Source organism: Marinobacter salicampi (assembly GCF_011074795.1).
Taxonomy (GTDB): domain Bacteria; phylum Pseudomonadota; class Gammaproteobacteria; order Pseudomonadales; family Oleiphilaceae; genus Marinobacter; species Marinobacter salicampi.
Window position 1 is genome coordinate 86778 of sequence record NZ_JAAMPF010000031.1, and the last position, 20282, is coordinate 107059.

Sequence of the window (20282 nt, forward strand, 5' to 3'; positions counted from 1 at the left end):
CCGTCAAGCGGGAGGCGTGTCCCTGCTCGTACCGATAGAACGACTCATTAGAATAATCGGCAGTATACCGGCAAGCACGATAACCAGCGCAGGTAGCGCAGTTCGGCTGAGCATCTCATCAGAAGCGAACTGGTAGACATAGGTTGCAAGGGTATCGAAATTGAACGGCCTGAGTATCAGTGTGGCCGGAAGTTCTTTCATACAGTCCACGAAAACGACTAGCGCCGCTGTCAGGAGAGTTCCCCGCAAAATAGGCAGGTGAACGTGGACAAGGGTTCCGCCGGGACTCTGACCCAGGGAGCGCGACGCCATGTCCATACTCGGGGTAACTTTTTGCAAGGCGCTTTCAACGCTGCCTGCTGAAACGGCCAAAAACCGCACGGTATAGGCAAACACAAGCGCAAAAATGGACCCGCTGAGCAGTAATCCGGAATTCCAGCCAAACCACTCCACCATCCAGTAATCGACCCAATTATCGAAACTTGCAAGCGGTATGATTACCCCGACGGCGAGCACGGCCCCGGGCATGGCATACCCGAGACTCGAGAGTCGCATGAGAACGCGCATGCCGGGTGTGTCATGCAGTCGGCGGCTGTAGGCCAGAGTCAGCCCCAGGATCAGCGTGGTGAAGGCTGCTGCGGCTGAGAGCAACAGGCTGTTCAGGGTGTTTCTTATGAACGTGGTATTCCAGCTCTGCTCAAAATACTCCACTGCGTAAGCACTCAACACCAGGGCTGGGATCACAAAACCGAAGATCACAGGTAGCGCACAGGTAATTATGCATATCCACTGCCTTGGCCGGGACAATTGAAAGCGGTGAAGCGGCTGGCGGTTGTCTCTGGCCGAAAATTGCTGTTGCCGGCGACGGGAATAGCGCTCCAGGGTGACCAGTATCAGCACGAAGGACAGCATTACGGTGGCAATCTGGGCAGCGCCGCCCAGATTGCCCAGGTTCATCCAGGTGTCGAACAGCCCTGCTGTCAGTGTCTGCACCGCAAAAAAGTCGACGGTCCCGAAGTCATTGAGTGTTTCCATCAACACCAGCGAAAGCCCGACAGCAATGGCGGGGCGGGCGATGGGAAGTACAACTTTAAAAAACGTACTGATCGCTGAATGCCCCAGGCTCCGGCTGACCGAAAACAGGGAGGGCGACTGCTCGAGGAACGCGGCACGCGACAATAAATAGACGTATGGGTAAAGAACCAGACCGATCATCAGGATTGCGCCGCCGAGCGTCCTGATCTCCGGGAACCAGTACTGTTTTGCACTGGTCCAGCCAAACCAGTCGCGAAGGGCGATCTGGACGGGTCCGGCGTAGTCGAGAAGATCGGTATAGACATACGCGATCACATAAGCCGGAACGGCAAACGGCAATAGCATCGCCCACTCGAACAGACGTCGACCGGGAAATTCGCACATGGTTACCGCCCAAGCAGTGGATAAACCCAGGATAAGGGTAATGGCGCTCACTCCGAGCATGAGCGCTAGGGTATTTTCCAGATAACGGGGCAGAGTGGTATCGATCAGATGGGGCCAGATGTTTTCGTCTGGCGAAAACGCAAGCACGATTACTGCGAATACAGGCAAGGCCACAATGCAGGTTGTTACAAACGCCGATATCATCCACCGCGCTGAGGTGCGCCGGGCCAATAAGGGCTGGTGAACCTGATAGTCGACGCTGGTGGCAGCCTGGTTCATGAATTTCCTGTCGGGTAAGAAAGCCGAAGGAGTTTAAACAGCGCTGTCGGCAACTGCAACGGGCTGTCATGCAGCGTTGCGGGAAAATCCTGAAAAGAAGCAGGGCCGGTGAGGGCATGAAGTCCCCACCGGCCTGGCAGGCTTAGTTATCGTAGTCGACCCGGTCAACCATCTTGACCGCCGCATCCCTGTTTTCAGCGATGGTCTGTAGTGACAATGAGTCAGGGTTCAGCTCACCCCACTCAGCAACCATACCCTTCACTTCAACGTCCGGGTTTGCAGGATATTCTTTATTGGCTTCAGCGTAGATCTGCTGAGCCTTTGGCTGGGAAAGAAACTCCATCAGTTTCACGGCATTTTCGCGATTGGGCGCGTTTTTAGTCAGAGCAACACCGCTGATGTTGATATGGGTCCCCCGGCCATTGGCGTTGGGAAATACCATGCGCACATCCTCGGCTGCTTCACGCTGGTTGTCGTCTTCAAGCATGTTGCCGTAGTAATAACTGTTTCCAATCGCAACGTCACAGACCCCCTCGGAAATGGCCTTTATCTGGTCACGGTCCCCGCCCTGGGGTTTCCGGGCGAGGTTGTCTTTCACCCCTTCCAGCCATTCCTGGGCCTCTTCTTCGCCGTGGTGGGCGATCATCGAAGAGAACAGGGCAATGTTATAGGGGTGTTTGCCGCTACGGGTGCAGATCCGGTCATTCCATTTGTCGTCGGCAAGTTCTTCATACGTGGTTATTTCACCTTCTTCTACCCGTTCCTTGGATGTGAAGATCATCCGGCCACGGGTGGTGAGGCCAAACCATTTTCCCTCAGGGTGGCGCAGGTTCTCAGGAATATTGGAATCGAGCGTCTCGTTGTCCACCGCTGCGGTCAGATCCTTCTCGACCAGCTCGTTAAGGCGTGAGATATCCACCGTCATCACGAGGTCTGCCGGGCTATTGCGTCCCTCACGCTCGAGGCGCTCCGAAAGACCTTTCTTGGCAAAGACAACATTTGTCTCGATGCCAGTTTCTTCAGTGAAGGCGTTCAGCAGCGGATCCAGGAGGAAGGCCTGACGGTAGGAATAGATGTTGACCGCTTCGTCGGCGCTAACGCTCATGGGCAGGAGGGAAAGGGCAACCAGTGCGCCAGTGGCTCGCTTGAGGGACATACAGAACTCCTTGAGTAATGTGGTGTAAAAGCCTGCGGGCTGAGCCCGTCCTTGGCTGTTAAGATGAAACAAAAACCATTCTCATTAATATTTCGGTTGGTGTCAATTCCTGCCTGATCTGCAAGTCAATTTTCATTAAAGAATGTTATGCTCAGCCTGGCATATTCAACTAAAACAGTAAGAAACGGCGGGGCAGGCGGTACTTCCATGTCAGATGCGGAACGACGAGAACATATAAGAACAGCGCTGAATGCCAGGGTCAGCGTTACCCATCCGGCCCATGAGCCTCAGGTCTTCGCAACTCGTGATATCTCAGATGGCGGCATCTTTATCGTTGTGGAAAATGAGTTCTCTTCCGAGATAGGAGACCGTGTTCAAGTTCAGGTTCAGGGATTGCCTATTCCCGCACCGGTCCTGGAAATGGTCGTGGTAAGAAAAACGGTTGATGGCTATGGTCTGCAGTTCGCCGAGGCCTCAATTGCGGACTGATAGGCAGTAATTAAAGCGGCGGCCGTGATAATAACACGTTCATGAACCCTGAAAGCCGCCATTCTGGATCTCGTGCTATGCCTTACGCTGTTTCGAAAATCTTCACTGGTATCCTGGCGCTGCTGGCGCTCCTTGGTGCGCCTGGATGTGCTTCCTATTACAGCCACTATTCTGTTTTCCCTGCCACCAATTCTGCCGGTGAGCCCCGTAAGGTAAAAGTGAGCTGGCAAACAGCAGAGTACCCCGACTGGTGGCCGTCCGAGGACAAAGCGACCGCGGTAACCCTTGAAACCCAATGCAGCTCCCGGGTCTGGCGTTTCTTTGATGACTCCCTACGGAAGGGGTCAGGTTCAAGCTGTGCGGATGGAATACACGCCTGTGGAGAGCCAGAGATGGACATTTTGGTTGCGACCGGTACACCGGCGGGGCGGAATGACCTTTGTGTCTACATTACAGATAAAACAGGTGCCCGACAGATAACGGAGCTCGGCAATCAGGTGCAGATTCAGGTCCAGTGCAGGCCTGCTGAGCCTGAACAGCATATGGATGGTGAAACCACGAATCAGGACTATCTTCGGGCCTCGGCTGTTCCCTATGACGTACAGGTGCGAAAGGCCCCCCGGGGCAGCCTGGCTGCACGAGCGCCCAGGCTTGACGAATCGGTTTGTGACGCCGATTAATGTGGTCCAGTCCCGCGATGTTTGTGATGAGTGTCTCGGTATTACTTTTTGTTTCCCAGGGCCATAAAACGTAACACTTTGTGGTTTAGTGGTTACTACTGCATACCAAACTGTAATGGACTCTTGTTCTCGCTGAGTCACAATAGGAATCGTTGAGTCATTGTGAACCGAGGTGTCCTGTGGGCGTCAGTCAGAACAAAGTAGCGGTAAGAGATCTTCAGGTCGGGATGTTCGTTTCCGATCTGGACAGGCCGTGGCATAGGACTCCTTTCCCGATTCAGGGCTTTTATATTCGCTCCGACGAAGAGATCCGGGCTCTTGCCACCCATTGTCAGTGGGTAATGGTCGATGTGGCGGAAAGTCGTGACAGTGGCGACTATGAAGATGCCCGGGCACCGGTCTTCGCCCGGCGGGCAGTAAAGCAGAAGCGCAAAGATGTGCTGCAGTTGCCACCGCTGAACATCAAGGAGCCGGTTCGCTACGAGCAGACAACGACCCTGAAGAAAGAGCTTAAAAACAGTATTAGCCTTTTGAGTGATGCTGAAGATGCATTGGCAAGCGTTATCCGGTCGGTGCGGAGCCAGCAGTTTCCCGATATCCAGCCGCTGGTCCACGTTACGCGCGAAATGACTGCCAGCATCGTTCGCAATCCCGACGCGCTTCTCTGGCTGGCCCGAGTTCGGGAGCACGATGACTATACCTACCAGCACTCCTTGAATACTGCGATCTGGGCGCTGGTTTGCGGACGCCATCTGGGGTTGCAGGCCGGTTTACTGAACCATCTCGCCCTGGGGTGCCTGCTTGCTCACGTGGGCAAGGCAGAGCTGCCTGTGGAGCTTATAGAAAACGAGAGCCGACTGGACGCTGAATCTTTTGCCCTGTTCCAGACCTATGTAGAACGAGGTGCCAGCAAACTTGAAGAAGCCGGCCTCTCCCGGGCTGTGGTAAGCACGGTTAGAGGTCATCGGGAGCGGCACAACGGCTCGGGTTTCCCCGCTGGAGTCAAAGGCGATCGTATCCCGCTGCTGGCGAAAATCGCAGGTCTGGTGGATTTCTACGAAACGCTGATTGCACCGAGAGTCGGGTATACGCCCCTCTCTCCGGCCCAGGCGGTAAACCAGCTATTTGAGCTGCGCAATATAGAGTTTCAGGAAGATCTGGTCGAGCAGTTCATTCAGTCCGTTGGTATTTACCCGACGGGTACTCTGGTCGAGCTGAACAATGGCCAGCGTGGGGTGGTGGTTTCCCATACGCCTGCAAGGCGGTTGTGGCCAAAGGTCATGGTCATGACGGACGAACAGCACAAGCCGGTCAAGACCGCGAAGATCATGAACCTGTCCACCTACAACGAAGGCAAGGTGCCGGAGGAAATGCTACAGGTCGAAGGCTGCCTACCGTTCGGCACGGATAATCTGAATCCGAATCACTTTGACGTAACCGGGGCAGAGTCCCGCTGGAGTCTGAAAAAGCTGGTGGGTGCCTAGGCATCCACATCAGGGCGAGCTGGTAAACAGCTTAGCCCCTGTCTGGGCTACTCGATAATAACACGGATCTGTTTCTTGACCCACCGATAGTCCCCCGCGGGGCGGAAGTTCACCAGTACCTCGCCCTCTCTCCCTGCTTCGCCATCTATAAAATACTCCACTTCAGCAGTTTCCCGGCTGAATGAATGTATTACTACATTCATTGGATTGGTGCTTTTTGCCTCAATCTGGGCAAGGGAGGGTTGGCCTCCGACCTTGCGAACCTGGATTGACTTGATGCCGTCATCGGAGGCTGGGTGGCGCGCAGTGGATGAGTCCAGGTAGTAATGGTTCGCCCGATTGTTGGATATGATGTCAAGCTCACGCCGCAGGTACTGGCGTGCATCGTCCCGGGTGACTTCGTTTATCGTCCGCACAGCGTTCAATATCCGCTCGCGCTTGTTTTCCAGGTCCTGCCTGTACTCGACGCCCGGCTCACGATCCTGGGGGTCGTCTGGCGCTTCCGGAGCATTGGCAATTTCTTCGAGCGTAGGCGGCTTCTCGCAAAGTTCGTCGTCCGCCGGATAGAAACAGATATTTTCCAGAAGCTGATTGGCAGGGGAGAGCGCATCTCCCTCTTCACTAAATCGGGTCTGGCTTACGGAGAAATCAACGGGTGCAGTAAGCGTCGGAAGTGCTGCATTAAGCTGGTCAACGACGCGTTCACGGATCTCCACCTCGCTGCCGTCGTTCGTCGAGCCCTGCCAGGTCAGGGAGAGCAGGAACCGGGTGGCATTCATGACGGCATCGTTTTCCATCAACCGGTCTTCAGTCGGCTTGTGGCTCAACAGGCCTTCCTCGGTCAATGAGGCCTGGTCCAGCTGATCGCGTACCTCGGGAACGAACTCAAGGGGTGTCACGAAGTCCTGGGCGGGTACTTCAGAAAAAAGTACGAGATCGCCCACGCTCAGGGTCAGGGATTCACCCGGGTAGTATCGAAACCGGCCCTCCGTATCGGTAGTACCACTCTGACTGTTGGTCTGGTAGTCCACCCCTTTAATCCCAGTCGGCGTGAGCTGACCGGTAGAGGCACCATTGCCGGAAGAACCATCGCCGTCGAAACAGCCGCTCAGGGCGAAAACACTGGTCAGGGTGAAGGCGTGCAGAGTCGTGTGAACCGATTTCATGGTGATTCGTAGGGTTCCCTGGTTAACAGCCTGCTTGGCTCGTATTGTAAATTGTTGTAACGGCATTATAGGGATGGGCCAGACCCCTTATCGGGAAGCCTGTCGCAGTTTGGCAGTTTTGCCCGTTTCGGTTTTACTGCCCCGAACCTTGAATTCTATATCTCTTCCCACATATTGAAGGGCTTATGACTGAAATCGGGTCAAACTCCCGCGCAATGACGAGAGACCGTTTATCGAGGTCGAAAAGGAGCTTATGACCAACGCATTGCATATTGAAGGGCTGGTTAAAACCTACGGCGATGGCATGCATGCCCTCAAGGGCATTGACCTTACCGTGGCCCAGGGGGATTTCTTTGCCCTGCTTGGGCCGAACGGGGCAGGAAAATCCACCACTCTTGGAATTGTTTGCTCACTGGTGAACAAGACTTCTGGCATCGTCCGGGTGTTTGGGCATGATATCGATACCGACCTGTCGGCGGCCAAGCTGAATCTGGGCGTTGTGCCCCAGGAATTCAATTTCAATCAGTTCGAGAAAGTGTTCGATATCGTAACTACCCAGGCGGGGTACTATGGCATACCGATTAAGCGTGCCAGGGCTTCAGCAGAGCACTACCTACGCAAACTGGGCCTGTGGGCCAAAAGGGACAGTCCGGCACGAATGCTATCCGGTGGTATGAAACGCCGTCTGATGATCGCCCGTGCCCTGGTCCACGAACCCAGGCTACTGATACTGGATGAGCCAACCGCAGGGGTCGATATTGAACTCCGACGTTCCATGTGGTCCTTCCTGGAAGAAATGAACAGGCAGGGCACAACCATCATCCTGACCACCCATTATCTGGAAGAGGCAGAGGCACTCTGCCGCAACATTGCCATTATCGACCAGGGACTTATTCTCAAGCACACCAGCAAAAAGGAGCTTCTGCAGCAGCTGCATGTAGAAACTTTTGTGCTCGATACTGACCAGGCTCTGACAGCGCCTCCGGTACTTAATGGTTTCACCACACACCTGACTGACGAAGGCGCACTGGAGGTTGAGGTTGAGAAAGGCCAGGGGCTCAATGAAGTCTTTGCCGAGCTGAATCGTCACGGTATCAAGGTGATGAGCATGCGAACCAAAGCCAACCGCCTTGAGGAGCTGTTCCTTCGTCTGGTCGAGGAAAACGCGGACAGCGGAGCGGTGCTGCAATGACCCCTTACGCTATCTTTACTGCATTCCAGACCATCGTAGTCCGCGAGATCCGGCGTTTTACCCGTATATGGCCGCAGACGCTGCTGCCCCCCGCGGTTACCATGACGCTCTACTTCATCATTTTTGGCAACCTGATCGGGTCCCGTATCGGGCAGATGGATGGCTTTGATTATATGTCATTCATTGTGCCTGGCCTGATCATGATGTCAGTGATCACCAGCTCCTATGCCAATGTGGTGTCGTCTTTCTTCAGTATGAAATTCCAGCGCAGTATTGAGGAGCTGCTGGTTTCGCCGGTGCCCAACTGGGTCATTCTTGCCGGCTATGTCGCTGGCGGCATGGCCCGCGGTCTGGGTGTGGGTTTTATCGTGACTCTGCTATCCCTGGCTTTTACTCAACTGCAGATCCACAATCTGCCCGTAGTGATCCTGACGGTGTGCCTTACGTCGGCGCTGTTTTCGCTTGGTGGTTTCATTAACGCCATGCTGGCGACCAAGTTTGACGACATCTCCATCGTGCCGACCTTTATACTCACGCCTCTGACCTATCTCGGTGGCGTGTTCTATTCGATTCAGCTACTGCCGGAATTCTGGCAGGGGGTTTCGATGATTAACCCCATTCTGTACATGGTCAATGCATTCCGTTATGGCATTCTCGGGGTTTCGGACGTCAACGTCTGGATCGCCCTGGGAATGGTCCTGTTCTTTATAACCGTTCTTGTCGTGGTCTGCTTGCGAATGCTGCAGCGCGGCAAGGGCATCAGGCACTGAGCTGGGAGAGCAACTTGCATGTCACTGATTGATGCCCCGCTTGGCAAAGCCAGCGCCTATCCGGACCAATACAGTCCGGAGCTTCTGTTTCCTGTTCCGCGGGATGATAATCGTCGCCGCATAGGCTTTGATGACGGGCGCTGGCCCTGGTTTGGTGAAGACATCTGGCAAGCCTGGGAAGTCTCCTGGTTGCGAGGTAATGGGGTGCCGGCGGTTGTCTGGGCGGATATCAGGATTCCGGCTGCGTCTACCGCGATCATCGAATCGAAATCCCTCAAGCTGTACCTGAACTCACTTAACCAGACGGTTTTCTCTTCCCCGGGCCAGGTTCGCCAGACCATAGAGCAGGATCTGTCCAGTGCCTGTGGTGCCGCCGTTCGAGTCAGATTCCATGATGTGGATGTGACCGTCAGTGCCGTGGGTCGGCCTCCGGGATTCGTGCTGGTGGATGATGAATCTGTTAGTGAAGTGGGGTATGACTACTGCCCCGAAGAGCTCAAAACCTCGGTTGAGGTGGTCTCGGAAAAGCTTTGCTCGCACCTGCTTAAAACCAACTGTCCGGTGACGGGGCAGCCTGATTGGGGTTCATTGCTGATTGAGTACATAGGCCCGGCCATTTCCCGCCAGGGGCTCCTGAAGTACGTGGTGGGTTTCCGGCAACAGCAGGATTTTCACGAGCATTGTGTTGAGACAATATTTTCAGACATTCTACGAAGGTGCCGTCCGATGGAACTTGCGGTCAGCGCCCGATATACACGACGTGGTGGTCTCGACATCAATCCGTGGCGCAGTACAGCGGCCGGAGAGGCTCCAACCTCACGCCTGGTGAGACAATAGCGGATAAGTGCAACTTGGCTAAAACGGCAGAGCTACTGGTCTTCCTGTCGCAACCTATCCGCTGCATCCTCAAGAGCTGAAAGAATGCTTTTGCGTTCGGCTTCGTTGATTTTGTCGGAGTCCATGTACATCGCAAAGCCGTTGTGCTCGTGTTCGAGAAAGCTTCGGTTCGGCCCGAGGTCCCGTCGGAAGTCCACCACTTCGTAGATAGGCACAGGGCGACCGAACCCCTTTACTGTAATTTCGCCTTTGTCCCGACACATGATCCTGTCCTTGATCAACGAGAATGTCTCATAGGAAACCAGTATTTCTCCCGGCTCCGCAAGGGATTCCAGCCGGCTGGCGAGGTTAACTTCCTTGCCGATTATGGTGTAGTCCATGCGATTCTCTGCGCCAAAATTGCCAACGGTGGTGTAGCCGGTGCTGATACCCATGCGTATTTCGAGAGGGGTCTTGATGCCCTGGCTGCGCCATTTTTGGCGCATGATTTTCATGTGCTTGCGCATATCGATCGCCATCGACACGCACGCAGACGCATCTTCCCTCTGGCCCCGGCTGGTCGGGTCGCCGAAGAAAATCATGATTGAGTCGCCGACAAACTTGTCGATCGTGCCACCGTACTTCAGTGCGACTTCCGACATCTCGTTGAAATAGTGATTCAGAAGCTCGGTCAGTGCTTCCGGCTCCATTTCTTCGGAAAGCTCGGTAAAGCCCTTGATGTCGGAAAAGAAGATGACCAGTTTCTTGCGCTGGGTTTCAAGCCTCACATCCCGTTCACCGGTAAATATGGACTGCCAGACTTGGGGTGAGAGGTACTTGGACAACTTATGGGACAGAGCGATCGACTGTTCACGCTGGTTCTGTATCTGCGTCTTGGCCATCATCAGGGCGCGGGCCTGCTGATGCGCATAAAAGGCCGTTACGCATATATAAAGGCCGGTCGCGAGCATGGCGGCGCTGCCCAGCAGCAGTGATGATTCAAGGCTATCAGCGACACCGCTGATGCTCACGCCTAAAGCCGCCGCAGTGGCCATGAGTACGAAACCATAGAACCACTGACGGATGCCGCCCACGATCAGACAGCTGAACATCAGCATCAGGACGACAGCAATTGACGGCGTCGCGATCAGTCCGATCAAGCCGACGAACGCGCCACCAACCACACAGTCAAACAGAAGCATCTTCTGGCGGATACGGATGGAATGGCGAAGGAAGGTTCGCCTGGTGAGGTAGTAGACCACATGGGGCCAGATAATCGCGCCAACCAAGAGCCAAACCATCCACGACGGAAAGGCGTTTTCCACCAGGCCTGCAACTATTACTGCCCCGGTGGCGGTATAGGCGAGAATGCGTCCGTTATAATCTGGCATCGGCGGAATCGCGATGGGATTATTCTGGGCATCCAGGACCAGTGATTTGCTCACTGAGAGTGGTGCGTTCATGAGTTCAGAACCGGATACGTCCTGTCAGCATGTCTTTCAACATGACCCAGTCGCCCGCCAGGCTGTACAGTGGGTGCTGAAACGTAGCGGGGCGGTTCTTTTCAAACAGAAAGTGGCCAAGCCAGGCGAAGCCGTAACCGATAACGGGGAGCAGTAGCAGAAACGCGAATTTCGCTGTAATCAGTGCGTACAGAGCCACTGCTACGACCAGGAGACTGCCTGCGTAGTGCAGCCGCCGACAGGTCGGATCCCGGTGCTCATCAAGGTAGTAGGGGTAGAACTCTGAAAAACTCATAAACTTGGGATCTTCACTCATGGTATTTCTACCGGCCCATTTGTTGTTTTAAAGTGAATTCGACTACGACTAAAGGTTAACAGTATTAACCGCTAGTCACAATTTTATAGCAGAGATGCGCAGTAGTACGCTCTTCCCATAGAACCAACTGGTAGCCCATATGAACCCCGTGTTAGAAGCCATTCTGAACCGTTCGTCCGAACCCCGCCTGTCCAGTCCTGCGCCGGATTCGTCGCAACTCGAGGACATCCTGGCCTGCGCCGCCCGGGCTCCAGATCATGCGTTACTCCGGCCCTGGCGTTATCTGGTCATAGAGGGTGCGGGTCTGGAGGCGCTTGGCGAGCTGTTCGTAGAGGCGGCTGACGATCCAGACGATCCCCTGGAGGGAAGCCGGGAAAAGCTGCTCAAAACCGCTTCACGGGCACCCATGATCATTGTCGGTATATGCAGTCCGAAACAACATTCGAAAGTGCCTTTTGTAGAACAGGTCATGTCTTCCGCGGTTGGGCTCGGCTATGTACTGCTGGCTCTGGAGTCTGCCGGCTTCGGCGCTGTCTGGCGCACTGGCGCGCTGGCCTATCACCCCGTGGTTCACAGAGGGCTGGGGCTTGGAGAAGGCGAGCAGATCAGCGGCTTCCTTTATGTCGGCTCGGTAGTGTCTGAAAAATCTGCGGTACCCAGGCCGGACACCAGCACTTTTGTCAGCCGGTGGCCGTAACAATCAATGACTTGCCCTAAGGGGGAAAGGGCTTGCCGCTTTTCTTCCCCTTGCCGTCTTTTCTGCTATGCCTGCCTCTTCAATTTTTTTAAACGACCTTTCCAGGCCTTTAATAACGCGCATTCCGAAAAACTGGCATTGCTGTTGCTTCTACCTGTTTAAGAGGACGTCCGTGGCAATTCAACCGGATGTCAGCGCTAGACATGTTTGGGAGGCGGTATGGCAATTACATTCGATAAGGCCCTGGGTATCCATGAGCATGCCCTGAATGCCCGGGTAAAGCGTGCTGAAGTCCTGGCCAATAACCTGGTCAACGCTGATACCCCGGGCTTTAAGGCCCGTGACGTGGATTTTCAGAGCATGCTTAGCCAGGCCCAAGCCAGCCAAGGGGTTGAGATGGCCCGGTCCCACGCCGGACATATCGGCATTGGCCAGGGTGACGGCGATGGCCAGCTCATGTATCGCACTCCCCACCAGCCTTCACTTGACGGAAACACGGTAGATGCCCAGCAAGAGCAAAGTCGCTTCATGCGCAACGCCATGGACTACCAGGCCAGTTTCCAGTTCCTGAGCAGCAAGTTCAGTGGGCTGACCAAAGCTATCAAGGGCGAGTAACTCCGCCGCGATTGAATAAACAGGAGATTCACCATGTCCCTCGGAAGCATTTTTGATATCGCCGGCTCTGGAATGACCGCACAGTCACTGCGGATGAATACAACCGCCTCCAATATTGCCAACGCTGAGACGGCCAGTTCCAGCACAGAGATGGCCTACCGGGCCAGAAAGCCGGTATTTGCTGCCATCCAGCAAAGCATGATCAATCCCGACAGTCAGGGTTTAGCTTTCGGCGATGACAATGGTTCCGGAGCCGGTGTCCGCGTTGAGGGCATTGTTGAGAGCGATGCGGAGCTACAGATGCGTTATCAGCCTGGTCATCCGGCGGCGAATGAAGACGGTTATGTGTTCTACCCCAACGTGAACGTGGTAGAGGAAATGGCAGATATGATGTCCTCTTCAAGAAGCTTCCAGCTCAACGTCGACGTAATGAACACCGCTAAATCCATGATGCAGCGCATCCTTACCCTTGGGCAGCAGTAAGCCTCAATAAGGAATGAACCATGACCACGGTTAACAATACTGCCGCTTCGGATGTCCTGAGTCAGTACCGTTTCAAGAACGATGCCGCCAACCCGTCCCAGGAACTTGGCAAGAATGAATTCATGGAGCTGATGATCGCCCAGCTCAAAAACCAGAATCCCCTTGAGCCGCAGGATAACGGCGACTTTATCGCCCAGCTTGCCCAGTTCAGCTCTCTGGAAGAAATGCAGAATCTTTCTGGCAGCGTTAACGATGTGGTGGGCGAGTTCCGCTCGACCCAGGCGCTTCAGGCCTCGGCCATGGTAGGGCGCTCTGTGCTGGTGCCTTCACAGGTAGGTGTGCTGGGCGCATCCGGTGAGCTTAAGGGCGTCGTCGGCGTGCCGGCGTCCACGTCGAATCTGCGCATATCGGTTGTGAACCAGGCGGGTGAACGAATTCGACAACTGGACGTGGGCGCGGCCCAGGCCGGTCAGGTGGCCTTCAACTGGGACGGTAAAAATTCTGCAGGGGAGGCTATGGCGCCTGGTACCTACGCCATCGTAGCGGAGGGGTCTTACCCGCAGGGCACGGAACAACTGGGAACGTTAATGAGCGCCAACGTGGACAGCGTCTCTCTGGGGGGAAAGGGCAACGTGACTCTTAATCTTGCCGGCATGGGCTCAATCGCCCTGTCTGACGTCCAGCAAATCAACTAACCAGGCAAAGAACAATAGACGGGGTGTAGTATGGCTTTTAATACAGGGCTTAGCGGCTTACGCGCATCATCGGTGGACCTGGACGTTACCGGCAATAACATCGCCAACGCCAGCACAGTGGGCTTCAAGGGCAGCAAGGTTCAGTTCGGGGATCTTTACGCCAACGGTTTCCTCAGCTCGGGCACCAACCCGATCGGCGATGGCGTACGGGTTCAGGACGTCAAGCAGAATTTCGGCCAGGGTAATATCAGTTTTACTGACAACGGCCTTGATATGGCGATCAACGGTGACGGTTTCTTCGTGCTGAATAACGGCGGCGAAACGCGCTACTCCCGGGCCGGGCAGTTTGGTGTCGACCAGGACGGGTTTATCACCAACAACCAGAGCATGCGCGTGCAGGGATTCCAGGCCGATGGCGACGGCAATCTTTCAGGTGTCCGTGGTGACCTGCAGATCGACACTGACAATCTCGCGCCCAGGCGTACCACGAACCTGGAATCTGAGCTGAACCTTGATTCCAGGCAAGGGGTGCTGGAAGTCAGTGGTACCAAAGTTCAGGGAGTCCAGCCAGCCGCAGATGATCCGATTGATGCGCAGATCCTGGCTATCGCCTATCCCGACGGCTCTAACCGCGACGTCAGTATTGCTGCCGGCACCGAAGCCAGTCAGGTCGCGGAACTGCTGAACCAGGAAGAAGGCGTCAGTGCTTCGGCGAGGACCGTATCCGAGATCCCCCAAGCTGGCATTGTCGCGGGCGGCACGGTCACTGTCCAGGGCACCAATTTTGACATTCCCGACCCCATACCTGCCGGTGAGAGTCCTGCCGAATGGCTACAGAGGGCGGTTAATGATTCGCCCCTGAACAGCGTGAGCGCCACCTCCAACGGTGCCGGCGGTCTGGTTCTGACGGAAAGCCGGGGCAGTAACCTTGCGCTTGCCTACAATGGCTCGGTCGGAACAATCGTTCAGACCGGCAGCATCAATGTGACCCTTGACCGGGACCTCACCCTGGGCTCCCGGGACCCGGCTGATCCTGTAACGGCCTCCGATCCCGATTACGGGCTTCTGGCTGGGGCGTCGGAAACGCCGTTCCGCAGCAATGTTTTTGATCCCAACGACCAGCGCACCTATAACCATGCGACCTCATCCACCATCTATGACAGTCTGGGTAACTCGCACGAAATCACTCAATACTTCGTCAAGGAGCCGGTGTCAGGAGGCGAGAGCGCCTGGGCAATGTATGTTCAGATAGACGGCCAGGACGTTGGTGACCCCCCGGGGCCCGGTGGTGAGCCCTCTCAGGCGCGGTATGAACTCCAGTTTACTCCGGACGGCGTACTGGAAAGCATCGATGGTGATCCCAGAGGATCGGTTCTGATTTCCAACTGGGCACCGCTGGATCAGAATGGTGATCCCAACGGAGCAGCGGGTCCCCGTCTGCTTTCCGAGGGTGCTACCACGCCCATCCCGGATCCGCCCAACAGCTCCAACTTTGTCATCAACCTGGGCGAGACTACCCAGTTTGGCAGTGCGTTTGGCGTCAATGACCAGCGTCAGAACGGGTTCACCACCGGCCGTCTGTCCGGACTGGACGTGTCGGATACCGGGATAGTGTTTGCCCGCTATACCAACGGTCAGTCCCAAACTCTGGGGCAGGTGGCCCTGGCAACCTTCAACAACAGCGACGGCCTGGCGCCGGTGGGCGAAACCACCTGGGTTGAAACGTTCGAGTCCGGGCAGCCAGTGGTAGGCAAGCCGGATACGGGCACTCTGGGCTCCATCAAGGCCAGCTCACTGGAGGAGTCCAACGTGGACCTGTCCGCCGAGCTTGTGAACCTGATCATTGCCCAGCGTAATTATCAGGCCAACGCCAAGACCATCGAGACCTCAAACTCGGTAACCCAGACCATCATTAACCTGCGCTAGTCCTCTTTTCCAGTAACACGCTGAGCCGGGCCTCCAATCCCGGCTCAGGGCTTCCTGCTTTCATTCCAGCTCAATCAGAGCATTTGGCACAACTCCTGCATTACAGGCTATAACAGTCAAAATTCCGGCAGGAGTTTTCCATGGACAAGTCCATTTTCATCGGTATGTCAGGGGCCAAGCAGACCATGCTTGCCCAGCAGGCCCATGCCAACAACCTGGCGAACGTCAGTACCACCGGCTTCAAGCGCGACTATGCCCAGGCCAGGAGTATGCCGGTATTTGGCGAGCATTTTCCTACCCGTGCCTATGCCATGACCGAACGCCCGGGCACCGAGACCGGCGCCGGAGCACTTATTGAAACGGGTCGGGACCTGGATGTTGCGGTTAATGGTGACGGTTGGCTTGCCATCCAGAACCAGAATGGCGAAGAGGTGTTCACCCGGGCGGGAAGCCTGCAGTTGGACGTCAATGGGCTGCTGCGTACTTCCAATGGCGAAATGGTGATGGGCAATGGCGGTCCCGTGGCACTGCCTCCCTTCGATAATGTCCAGATCGGCGCTGACGGCACCATTTCCATAGTGCCGGTGGGCGGACCTCCCAGCCAGTTGGTAGAAGTGGATCGGATCAAGCTGGTTAATCCTCCGGCCGATGCGTTGCAAAAAGGCGAAGACGGCTTCATGCGTCGCAAGCCGGATGCGGCCCTGGATGGACCGGAGCCCCCAGATGGCAACCTGAGGCTTACCTCCGGGTTCCTGGAGTCGTCGAATGTAAACGCCGTGGAAGAAATGATTTCGAACCTGCAACTGTCCCGTCAGTTCGAAATGCAGGTGAAGATCATGCAGACAGCGGACGAGAATTCTGAAGTTACGGCACGGCTGTTGCAAAACCTTTGATAGACGCATCAAAAGCATTCTGAGAACCCGGCACCAGGCGTAAAGCGGCAAATGTTTGCCGACACCGGCCGGTTCCACACAGGAGTAGAGTCATGCATCCAGCGTTATGGGTCAGTAAAACCGGTTTGAGCGCTCAGGACACCAACATGTCCACCATTTCCAACAACCTGGCGAACGTGAACACCACGGGTTTCAAACGTGACCGGGCGGTGTTTCAGGACCTGCTGTACCAGATCAATCGTCAGCCCGGCGGTATGAACACCGAAAACAGCGAATTGCCCTCAGGCCTTCAGCTCGGTACCGGTGTCAGGGTGGTAGGCACCGCGAAGCAGTTTTCCCAGGGCAACCTGCAGGTAACCGAACAGCCGCTGGATTTGGCCGTCAATGGCCGGGGCTTCTTCCAGATCCAACTGCCGGATGGCGAGATCGCCTATACCCGCGATGGCCAGTTCCAGCTTAATGCCAACGGTGACATCGTGAACCCGGACGGTTACCTGCTGGAACCCAATATCAACGTTCCGGAAGATGCCACCACCGTCACGATAGGCAAGGATGGCACGGTTTCGGCGGTGGTAAACAACCAGGCCGATCCGGTAAACCTGGGCCAGATACCCCTGGTGAACTTCGTCAATCCCCAGGGGCTTCAGGCCATCGGTAATAACCTGTTCAGGGAAACCAACGCCAGCGGTGATCCGGCCGAGGGTGAGGCTGGCATAGGCGGCCTGGGTACCGTAGAGCAAGGCATGACCGAAGCTTCAAATGTGGAAGTGGTCGAAGAGCTGGTGAACATGATTACCACCCAGCGGGCCTATGAAATGAACTCCAAGGTCGTGTCAGCGACGGATCAGATGCTGCAGTTCATCACCAATAACATCGGTTGATGAGTGAGCACACAGGTGAGCGTTAAAAGGGTCACCATGGCCGGGAACAAGGGGATCAAAATGAGCCATTTCAACAAGACACGTAGCTGGATCTTGCTTACGGTGCTCTTCGTTGCCGCGCTGCAGGGCTGCACGGCCATGAGCCGGCCCAGGGCCATGCCCGATGATCCCGCCTTCGCGCCGGTTCGGGCAGAAGCCATGATGCAGCGGGACGCTCACTCAGGCTCTATCTACCAGACCAGCCGCAACTACAACCTTTACGGCGACACTGTAGCGATCAACGTTGGCGATGTACTGCTGGTCAATCTGCAGGAATCCACCCAGGCCAGCAAGTCGGCTGAAAGCAGCATCAGCAAAGAAAACGACATCAGTCTCAATGAAGGCAGCATCCTGGGCCGCTCGGGGTTGAAGATGGCCACCGACCTGAATATGGAGCGGGACTTCCAGGGCCAGGCCGAAGCTGACCAAAGTAATCGACTGGCCGGTAGCATTACAGTGACGGTTATCGAAGTCTTGCCGAATGGCGTCCTGCGTATTCGGGGCGAGAAGTGGCTGTCCCTGACCAATGGCGATGAATATATCCGCCTTACTGGTCTGGTGCGCCCCCAGGATATCAACCCGAACAACGTGATCGCTTCCAATCGTATTGCGGATGCCCGCATTGCCTATGGCGGCACCGGTGACTTCGACCAGGCCAATCAGATGGGCTGGCTCGGTCGCTTCTTCAACAGTGAGTGGTGGCCGTTATGATCCGCAAATTTTCCCTGGTTGCCCTGATGTTCATGGTGGTTTCCGCACCGGTGATGGCGGACCGCATCAAGGACATGGCCCGGGTCAAGGGCGTACGTTCCAACCAGTTGCTGGGTTACGGCCTGGTGGTGGGGCTGGACGGCACCGGCGATAAGGCACCATTCACCAACCAGACTTTCCGGAACATGATGACCCAGTTCGGGGTCACCATTCCCGAAGGAGTGAACCCGAACCTGTCCAATGTGGCAGCGGTAACTATCCATGCCGAGTTGCCCGCCTTTGCCAAGCCCGGCCAGGAAATCGACATTACGGTCTCATCCATTGGCAACGCCGATAGCCTGCGTGGGGGCAGTCTTCTTATGTCACCGCTAAAAGGCGCGGATGGCCAGGTATACGCCATGGCCCAGGGCAGTCTGGTGGTGGGAGGTTTTGGCGCTTCTGGCGCAGACGGCTCCCGTATATCGGTAAACGTACCCAGCGTGGGACGTATTCCGAACGGCGCCTCCATAGAGCGGGAAGTGACTTCGCCGTTCGCTAAGGGCGACACCATCACCTTCAATCTGCTGCGTGCGGATTTCACCACTGCCCGACGTATGGTTGAAGTCATCAACGATACCCTTGGCAGTGACATGGCCTATGCCCATGACGCCACGTCAGTTTCAGTAAAGGCGCCCCGTGACCCTTCCCAGCGGGTGAGCTTCCTGTCCATCCTTGAAAACCTGGAAGTCGACCCGGCCGAGGAGGCCGCCAAGGTGGTTATCAACAGCCGCACCGGCACCATTGTGGTAGGTCAGAATGTGAAAGTCAGTCCTGCCGCGGTCACCCACGGCAACCTGACGGTCACCATCGCTGAAAACCCCCAGGTCAACCAGCCCAATCCTTTTACTGACGGTGAGACCGTGGTGACGCCGAACAGCCAGATTGCGATTACCGAAGAGCCTGCCCGCATGTTCAACTTCGGGCCGGCCGTCACCCTCAACGACATCGTCCAGGCAGTGAATCAGGTGGGTGCAGCGCCAGGTGATGTTATGGCCGTGCTGGAAGCCCTCAAGCAAGCCGGTGCCTTGCGCGCCGAGCTAATTGTCATCTAGGTGATGTGATGCAGAACTCGCGACTCGACCAGGCCCAGATCTACACCGAATTCAACGGCTTGAATGCCTTGAAAACCCAGGCCCGCTCTGACGGCAAAGGCGCACTTGAGCAAGTGGCCAAGCAGTTCGAGAGCCTGTTTCTGGCGGAAATGCTGAAGTCGATGCGGGCCGCCAACAAGGTTTTGTCCGAGGGCAGCTACCTGAACAGCAGCGATTCTGAGTTCTACCAGGACATGTTCGACAGCCAGCTCAGCCTTAGTATGTCAAAAGACCAGGGGCTGGGGCTGGCTGACACGCTGGTACGCCAGCTCAGTCAGCAGATTCCGGGTATGAGCGAGAAGGGGGAGCCGCTGTCCGGCCACCGCCGCAGTATTTCCGATTACGATCGCAGTTTGCCGTCCCTGTCTCCGGCGTTACCGAAAGAACTCGACAGGGTGAAAGAGGTCATCCGGTCAACGTCCGATGCCGTGCAGACTGACGAAGTGGCAGGAAAAGCGCCGGTACGTTTTGATTCTCCACAGGCTTTCGTCAGCCACATGATGCCCATGGCCGAGGCCGTGGCTGAAGAGAGTGGCATCAGCGCCCAGCTGATGGTCGCGCAGGCGGCACTGGAGACCGGGTGGGGCAAGCATATGATCGAAGGAAAGCAGGGTGAGCCAAGCTTTAACCTGTTTGGGATCAAGGCGGACAGTCGCTGGCAGGGCGAGTCAGTGGGCATAGCCACGACGGAATACCGTGAGGGCGTGCCCATGAAAGAGCGAGCTGCTTTCCGCTCCTACGATGATTTCGAGGCCAGTTTCAGGGATTACGTGGATTTCCTGAAAACCAATCCCCGTTACCGGGATGTGCTTGCTTCGGCGGACGATCCGGATGTGTTTGCTGACAAGTTGCAGGCCGCAGGTTATGCCACTGACCCGGCCTATGGCCAGAAGATCAGGCAGATAATGGACCGCGATTTCCTGCAGCCAACGAGTGCATCCGCATCCGTTTCACCTTACCGCGCGTCTGAGGAGTAATCGGT

Annotated in this window: 21 protein-coding genes; 16 read left to right on the forward strand and 5 right to left on the reverse strand. The window is 55.9% G+C overall.

What is annotated here, in order from left to right; genetic code table 11:
- Positions 1–3: 3 nt before the first annotated feature.
- Together G7W63_RS17515 and G7W63_RS17520 are read right to left on the reverse strand one after the other, a co-directional pair.
- A complete protein-coding gene (locus G7W63_RS17515) occupies positions 4–1698 on the reverse strand; it encodes an ABC transporter permease (protein ID WP_166261402.1) in 1695 nt (564 codons plus the stop codon).
- A 142-nt stretch (positions 1699–1840) separates the two neighbouring features.
- The gene (locus G7W63_RS17520; protein ID WP_166261405.1) at positions 1841–2854 is read right to left on the reverse strand and encodes a Fe(3+) ABC transporter substrate-binding protein; all 1014 of its coding nucleotides are present in this window, start codon (positions 2852–2854) and stop codon (positions 1841–1843) included.
- 207 nt (positions 2855–3061) lie between these two features.
- On the opposite strand from G7W63_RS17520, the gene G7W63_RS17525 reads away from it, so the two are divergent.
- The 3 genes from G7W63_RS17525 (at position 3062) to G7W63_RS17535 (ending at position 5507) form a co-directional block, all read left to right on the forward strand.
- Positions 3062–3343 carry a PilZ domain-containing protein gene (locus G7W63_RS17525; protein ID WP_166261408.1) on the forward strand — a complete coding sequence of 94 codons (282 nt, stop codon included), beginning with the start codon at positions 3062–3064 and terminating at the stop codon, positions 3341–3343.
- 77 nt (positions 3344–3420) lie between these two features.
- Positions 3421–4023, forward strand: coding sequence for a hypothetical protein (locus G7W63_RS17530; RefSeq protein WP_166261411.1), 603 nt, complete (start codon positions 3421–3423; stop codon positions 4021–4023).
- 179 nt (positions 4024–4202) lie between these two features.
- The gene (locus tag G7W63_RS17535; protein ID WP_166261414.1) at positions 4203–5507 is read left to right on the forward strand and encodes an HD-GYP domain-containing protein; all 1305 of its coding nucleotides are present in this window, start codon (positions 4203–4205) and stop codon (positions 5505–5507) included.
- A 47-nt stretch (positions 5508–5554) separates the two neighbouring features.
- On the opposite strand, the gene G7W63_RS17540 is transcribed toward G7W63_RS17535, so the two are convergent.
- Positions 5555–6673, reverse strand: a complete 1119-nt coding sequence (locus G7W63_RS17540) for an organic solvent ABC transporter permease (RefSeq protein WP_166261417.1) — start codon at positions 6671–6673, stop codon at positions 5555–5557.
- Between the two features lie 253 nt (positions 6674–6926).
- Here G7W63_RS17540 and G7W63_RS17545 point away from each other — a divergent pair, with 253 nt between their 5' ends.
- Genes G7W63_RS17545 through queF form a run of 3 tightly spaced genes read left to right on the forward strand, consistent with a single transcriptional unit; the run spans position 6927 to position 9472 of the window.
- Positions 6927–7865: an ABC transporter ATP-binding protein gene (locus tag G7W63_RS17545; protein WP_166261420.1), complete on the forward strand. Its 939-nt coding sequence runs from the start codon at positions 6927–6929 to the stop codon at positions 7863–7865.
- Complete coding sequence (locus tag G7W63_RS17550) at positions 7862–8635, forward strand: ABC transporter permease (protein ID WP_166261423.1); 774 nt, start codon at positions 7862–7864, stop codon at positions 8633–8635. Before G7W63_RS17545 ends, G7W63_RS17550 begins: the two co-directional genes overlap by 4 nt.
- A gap of 18 nt (positions 8636–8653) precedes the next feature.
- On the forward strand, positions 8654–9472 hold the full coding sequence (queF, locus tag G7W63_RS17555) for an NADPH-dependent 7-cyano-7-deazaguanine reductase QueF (protein ID WP_166261426.1): 819 nt from the start codon (positions 8654–8656) through the stop codon (positions 9470–9472).
- A 32-nt stretch (positions 9473–9504) separates the two neighbouring features.
- Here the strand turns inward: queF and G7W63_RS17560 are convergent, their stop codons facing one another.
- Together G7W63_RS17560 and G7W63_RS17565 are read right to left on the reverse strand one after the other, a co-directional pair.
- Positions 9505–10914, reverse strand: coding sequence for an adenylate/guanylate cyclase domain-containing protein (locus G7W63_RS17560; RefSeq protein ID WP_166261429.1), 1410 nt, complete (start codon positions 10912–10914; stop codon positions 9505–9507).
- A gap of 4 nt (positions 10915–10918) precedes the next feature.
- Positions 10919–11230: an Mpo1-like protein gene (locus G7W63_RS17565; protein WP_166261431.1), complete on the reverse strand. Its 312-nt coding sequence runs from the start codon at positions 11228–11230 to the stop codon at positions 10919–10921.
- A gap of 139 nt (positions 11231–11369) precedes the next feature.
- Here G7W63_RS17565 and G7W63_RS17570 point away from each other — a divergent pair, with 139 nt between their 5' ends.
- The 10 genes from G7W63_RS17570 (at position 11370) to flgJ (ending at position 20277) form a co-directional block, all read left to right on the forward strand.
- Complete coding sequence (locus G7W63_RS17570) at positions 11370–11927, forward strand: nitroreductase family protein (RefSeq protein ID WP_166261434.1); 558 nt, start codon at positions 11370–11372, stop codon at positions 11925–11927.
- A gap of 219 nt (positions 11928–12146) precedes the next feature.
- A complete protein-coding gene (flgB, locus tag G7W63_RS17575) occupies positions 12147–12542 on the forward strand; it encodes a flagellar basal body rod protein FlgB (RefSeq protein WP_166261437.1) in 396 nt (131 codons plus the stop codon).
- Between the two features lie 33 nt (positions 12543–12575).
- Positions 12576–13025, forward strand: a complete 450-nt coding sequence (gene flgC, locus G7W63_RS17580; RefSeq protein WP_166261440.1) for a flagellar basal body rod protein FlgC — start codon at positions 12576–12578, stop codon at positions 13023–13025.
- A 20-nt stretch (positions 13026–13045) separates the two neighbouring features.
- Positions 13046–13720 (forward strand): flagellar hook assembly protein FlgD, encoded by a 675-nt coding sequence (locus G7W63_RS17585; protein WP_166261442.1) that lies wholly within the window; start codon positions 13046–13048, stop codon positions 13718–13720.
- A gap of 30 nt (positions 13721–13750) precedes the next feature.
- Positions 13751–15646 carry a flagellar hook protein FlgE gene (locus tag G7W63_RS17590; RefSeq protein WP_166261445.1) on the forward strand — a complete coding sequence of 632 codons (1896 nt, stop codon included), beginning with the start codon at positions 13751–13753 and terminating at the stop codon, positions 15644–15646.
- 140 nt (positions 15647–15786) lie between these two features.
- Entirely contained in the window at positions 15787–16539 is a 753-nt protein-coding gene (locus G7W63_RS17595; protein WP_166261448.1) for a flagellar basal body rod protein FlgF, read from the forward strand.
- Positions 16540–16631: 92 nt separating this feature from the next.
- Positions 16632–17420 (forward strand): flagellar basal-body rod protein FlgG, encoded by a 789-nt coding sequence (gene flgG, locus G7W63_RS17600; RefSeq protein WP_166261451.1) that lies wholly within the window; start codon positions 16632–16634, stop codon positions 17418–17420.
- 60 nt (positions 17421–17480) lie between these two features.
- Entirely contained in the window at positions 17481–18170 is a 690-nt protein-coding gene (flgH, locus tag G7W63_RS17605; RefSeq protein WP_166261454.1) for a flagellar basal body L-ring protein FlgH, read from the forward strand.
- Complete coding sequence (locus G7W63_RS17610) at positions 18167–19261, forward strand: flagellar basal body P-ring protein FlgI (RefSeq protein WP_166261457.1); 1095 nt, start codon at positions 18167–18169, stop codon at positions 19259–19261. Before flgH ends, G7W63_RS17610 begins: the two co-directional genes overlap by 4 nt.
- 8 nt (positions 19262–19269) lie before the next feature.
- Positions 19270–20277: a flagellar assembly peptidoglycan hydrolase FlgJ gene (gene flgJ, locus G7W63_RS17615; RefSeq protein ID WP_166261460.1), complete on the forward strand. Its 1008-nt coding sequence runs from the start codon at positions 19270–19272 to the stop codon at positions 20275–20277.
- The last annotated feature ends 5 nt before the right edge of the window (positions 20278–20282 follow it).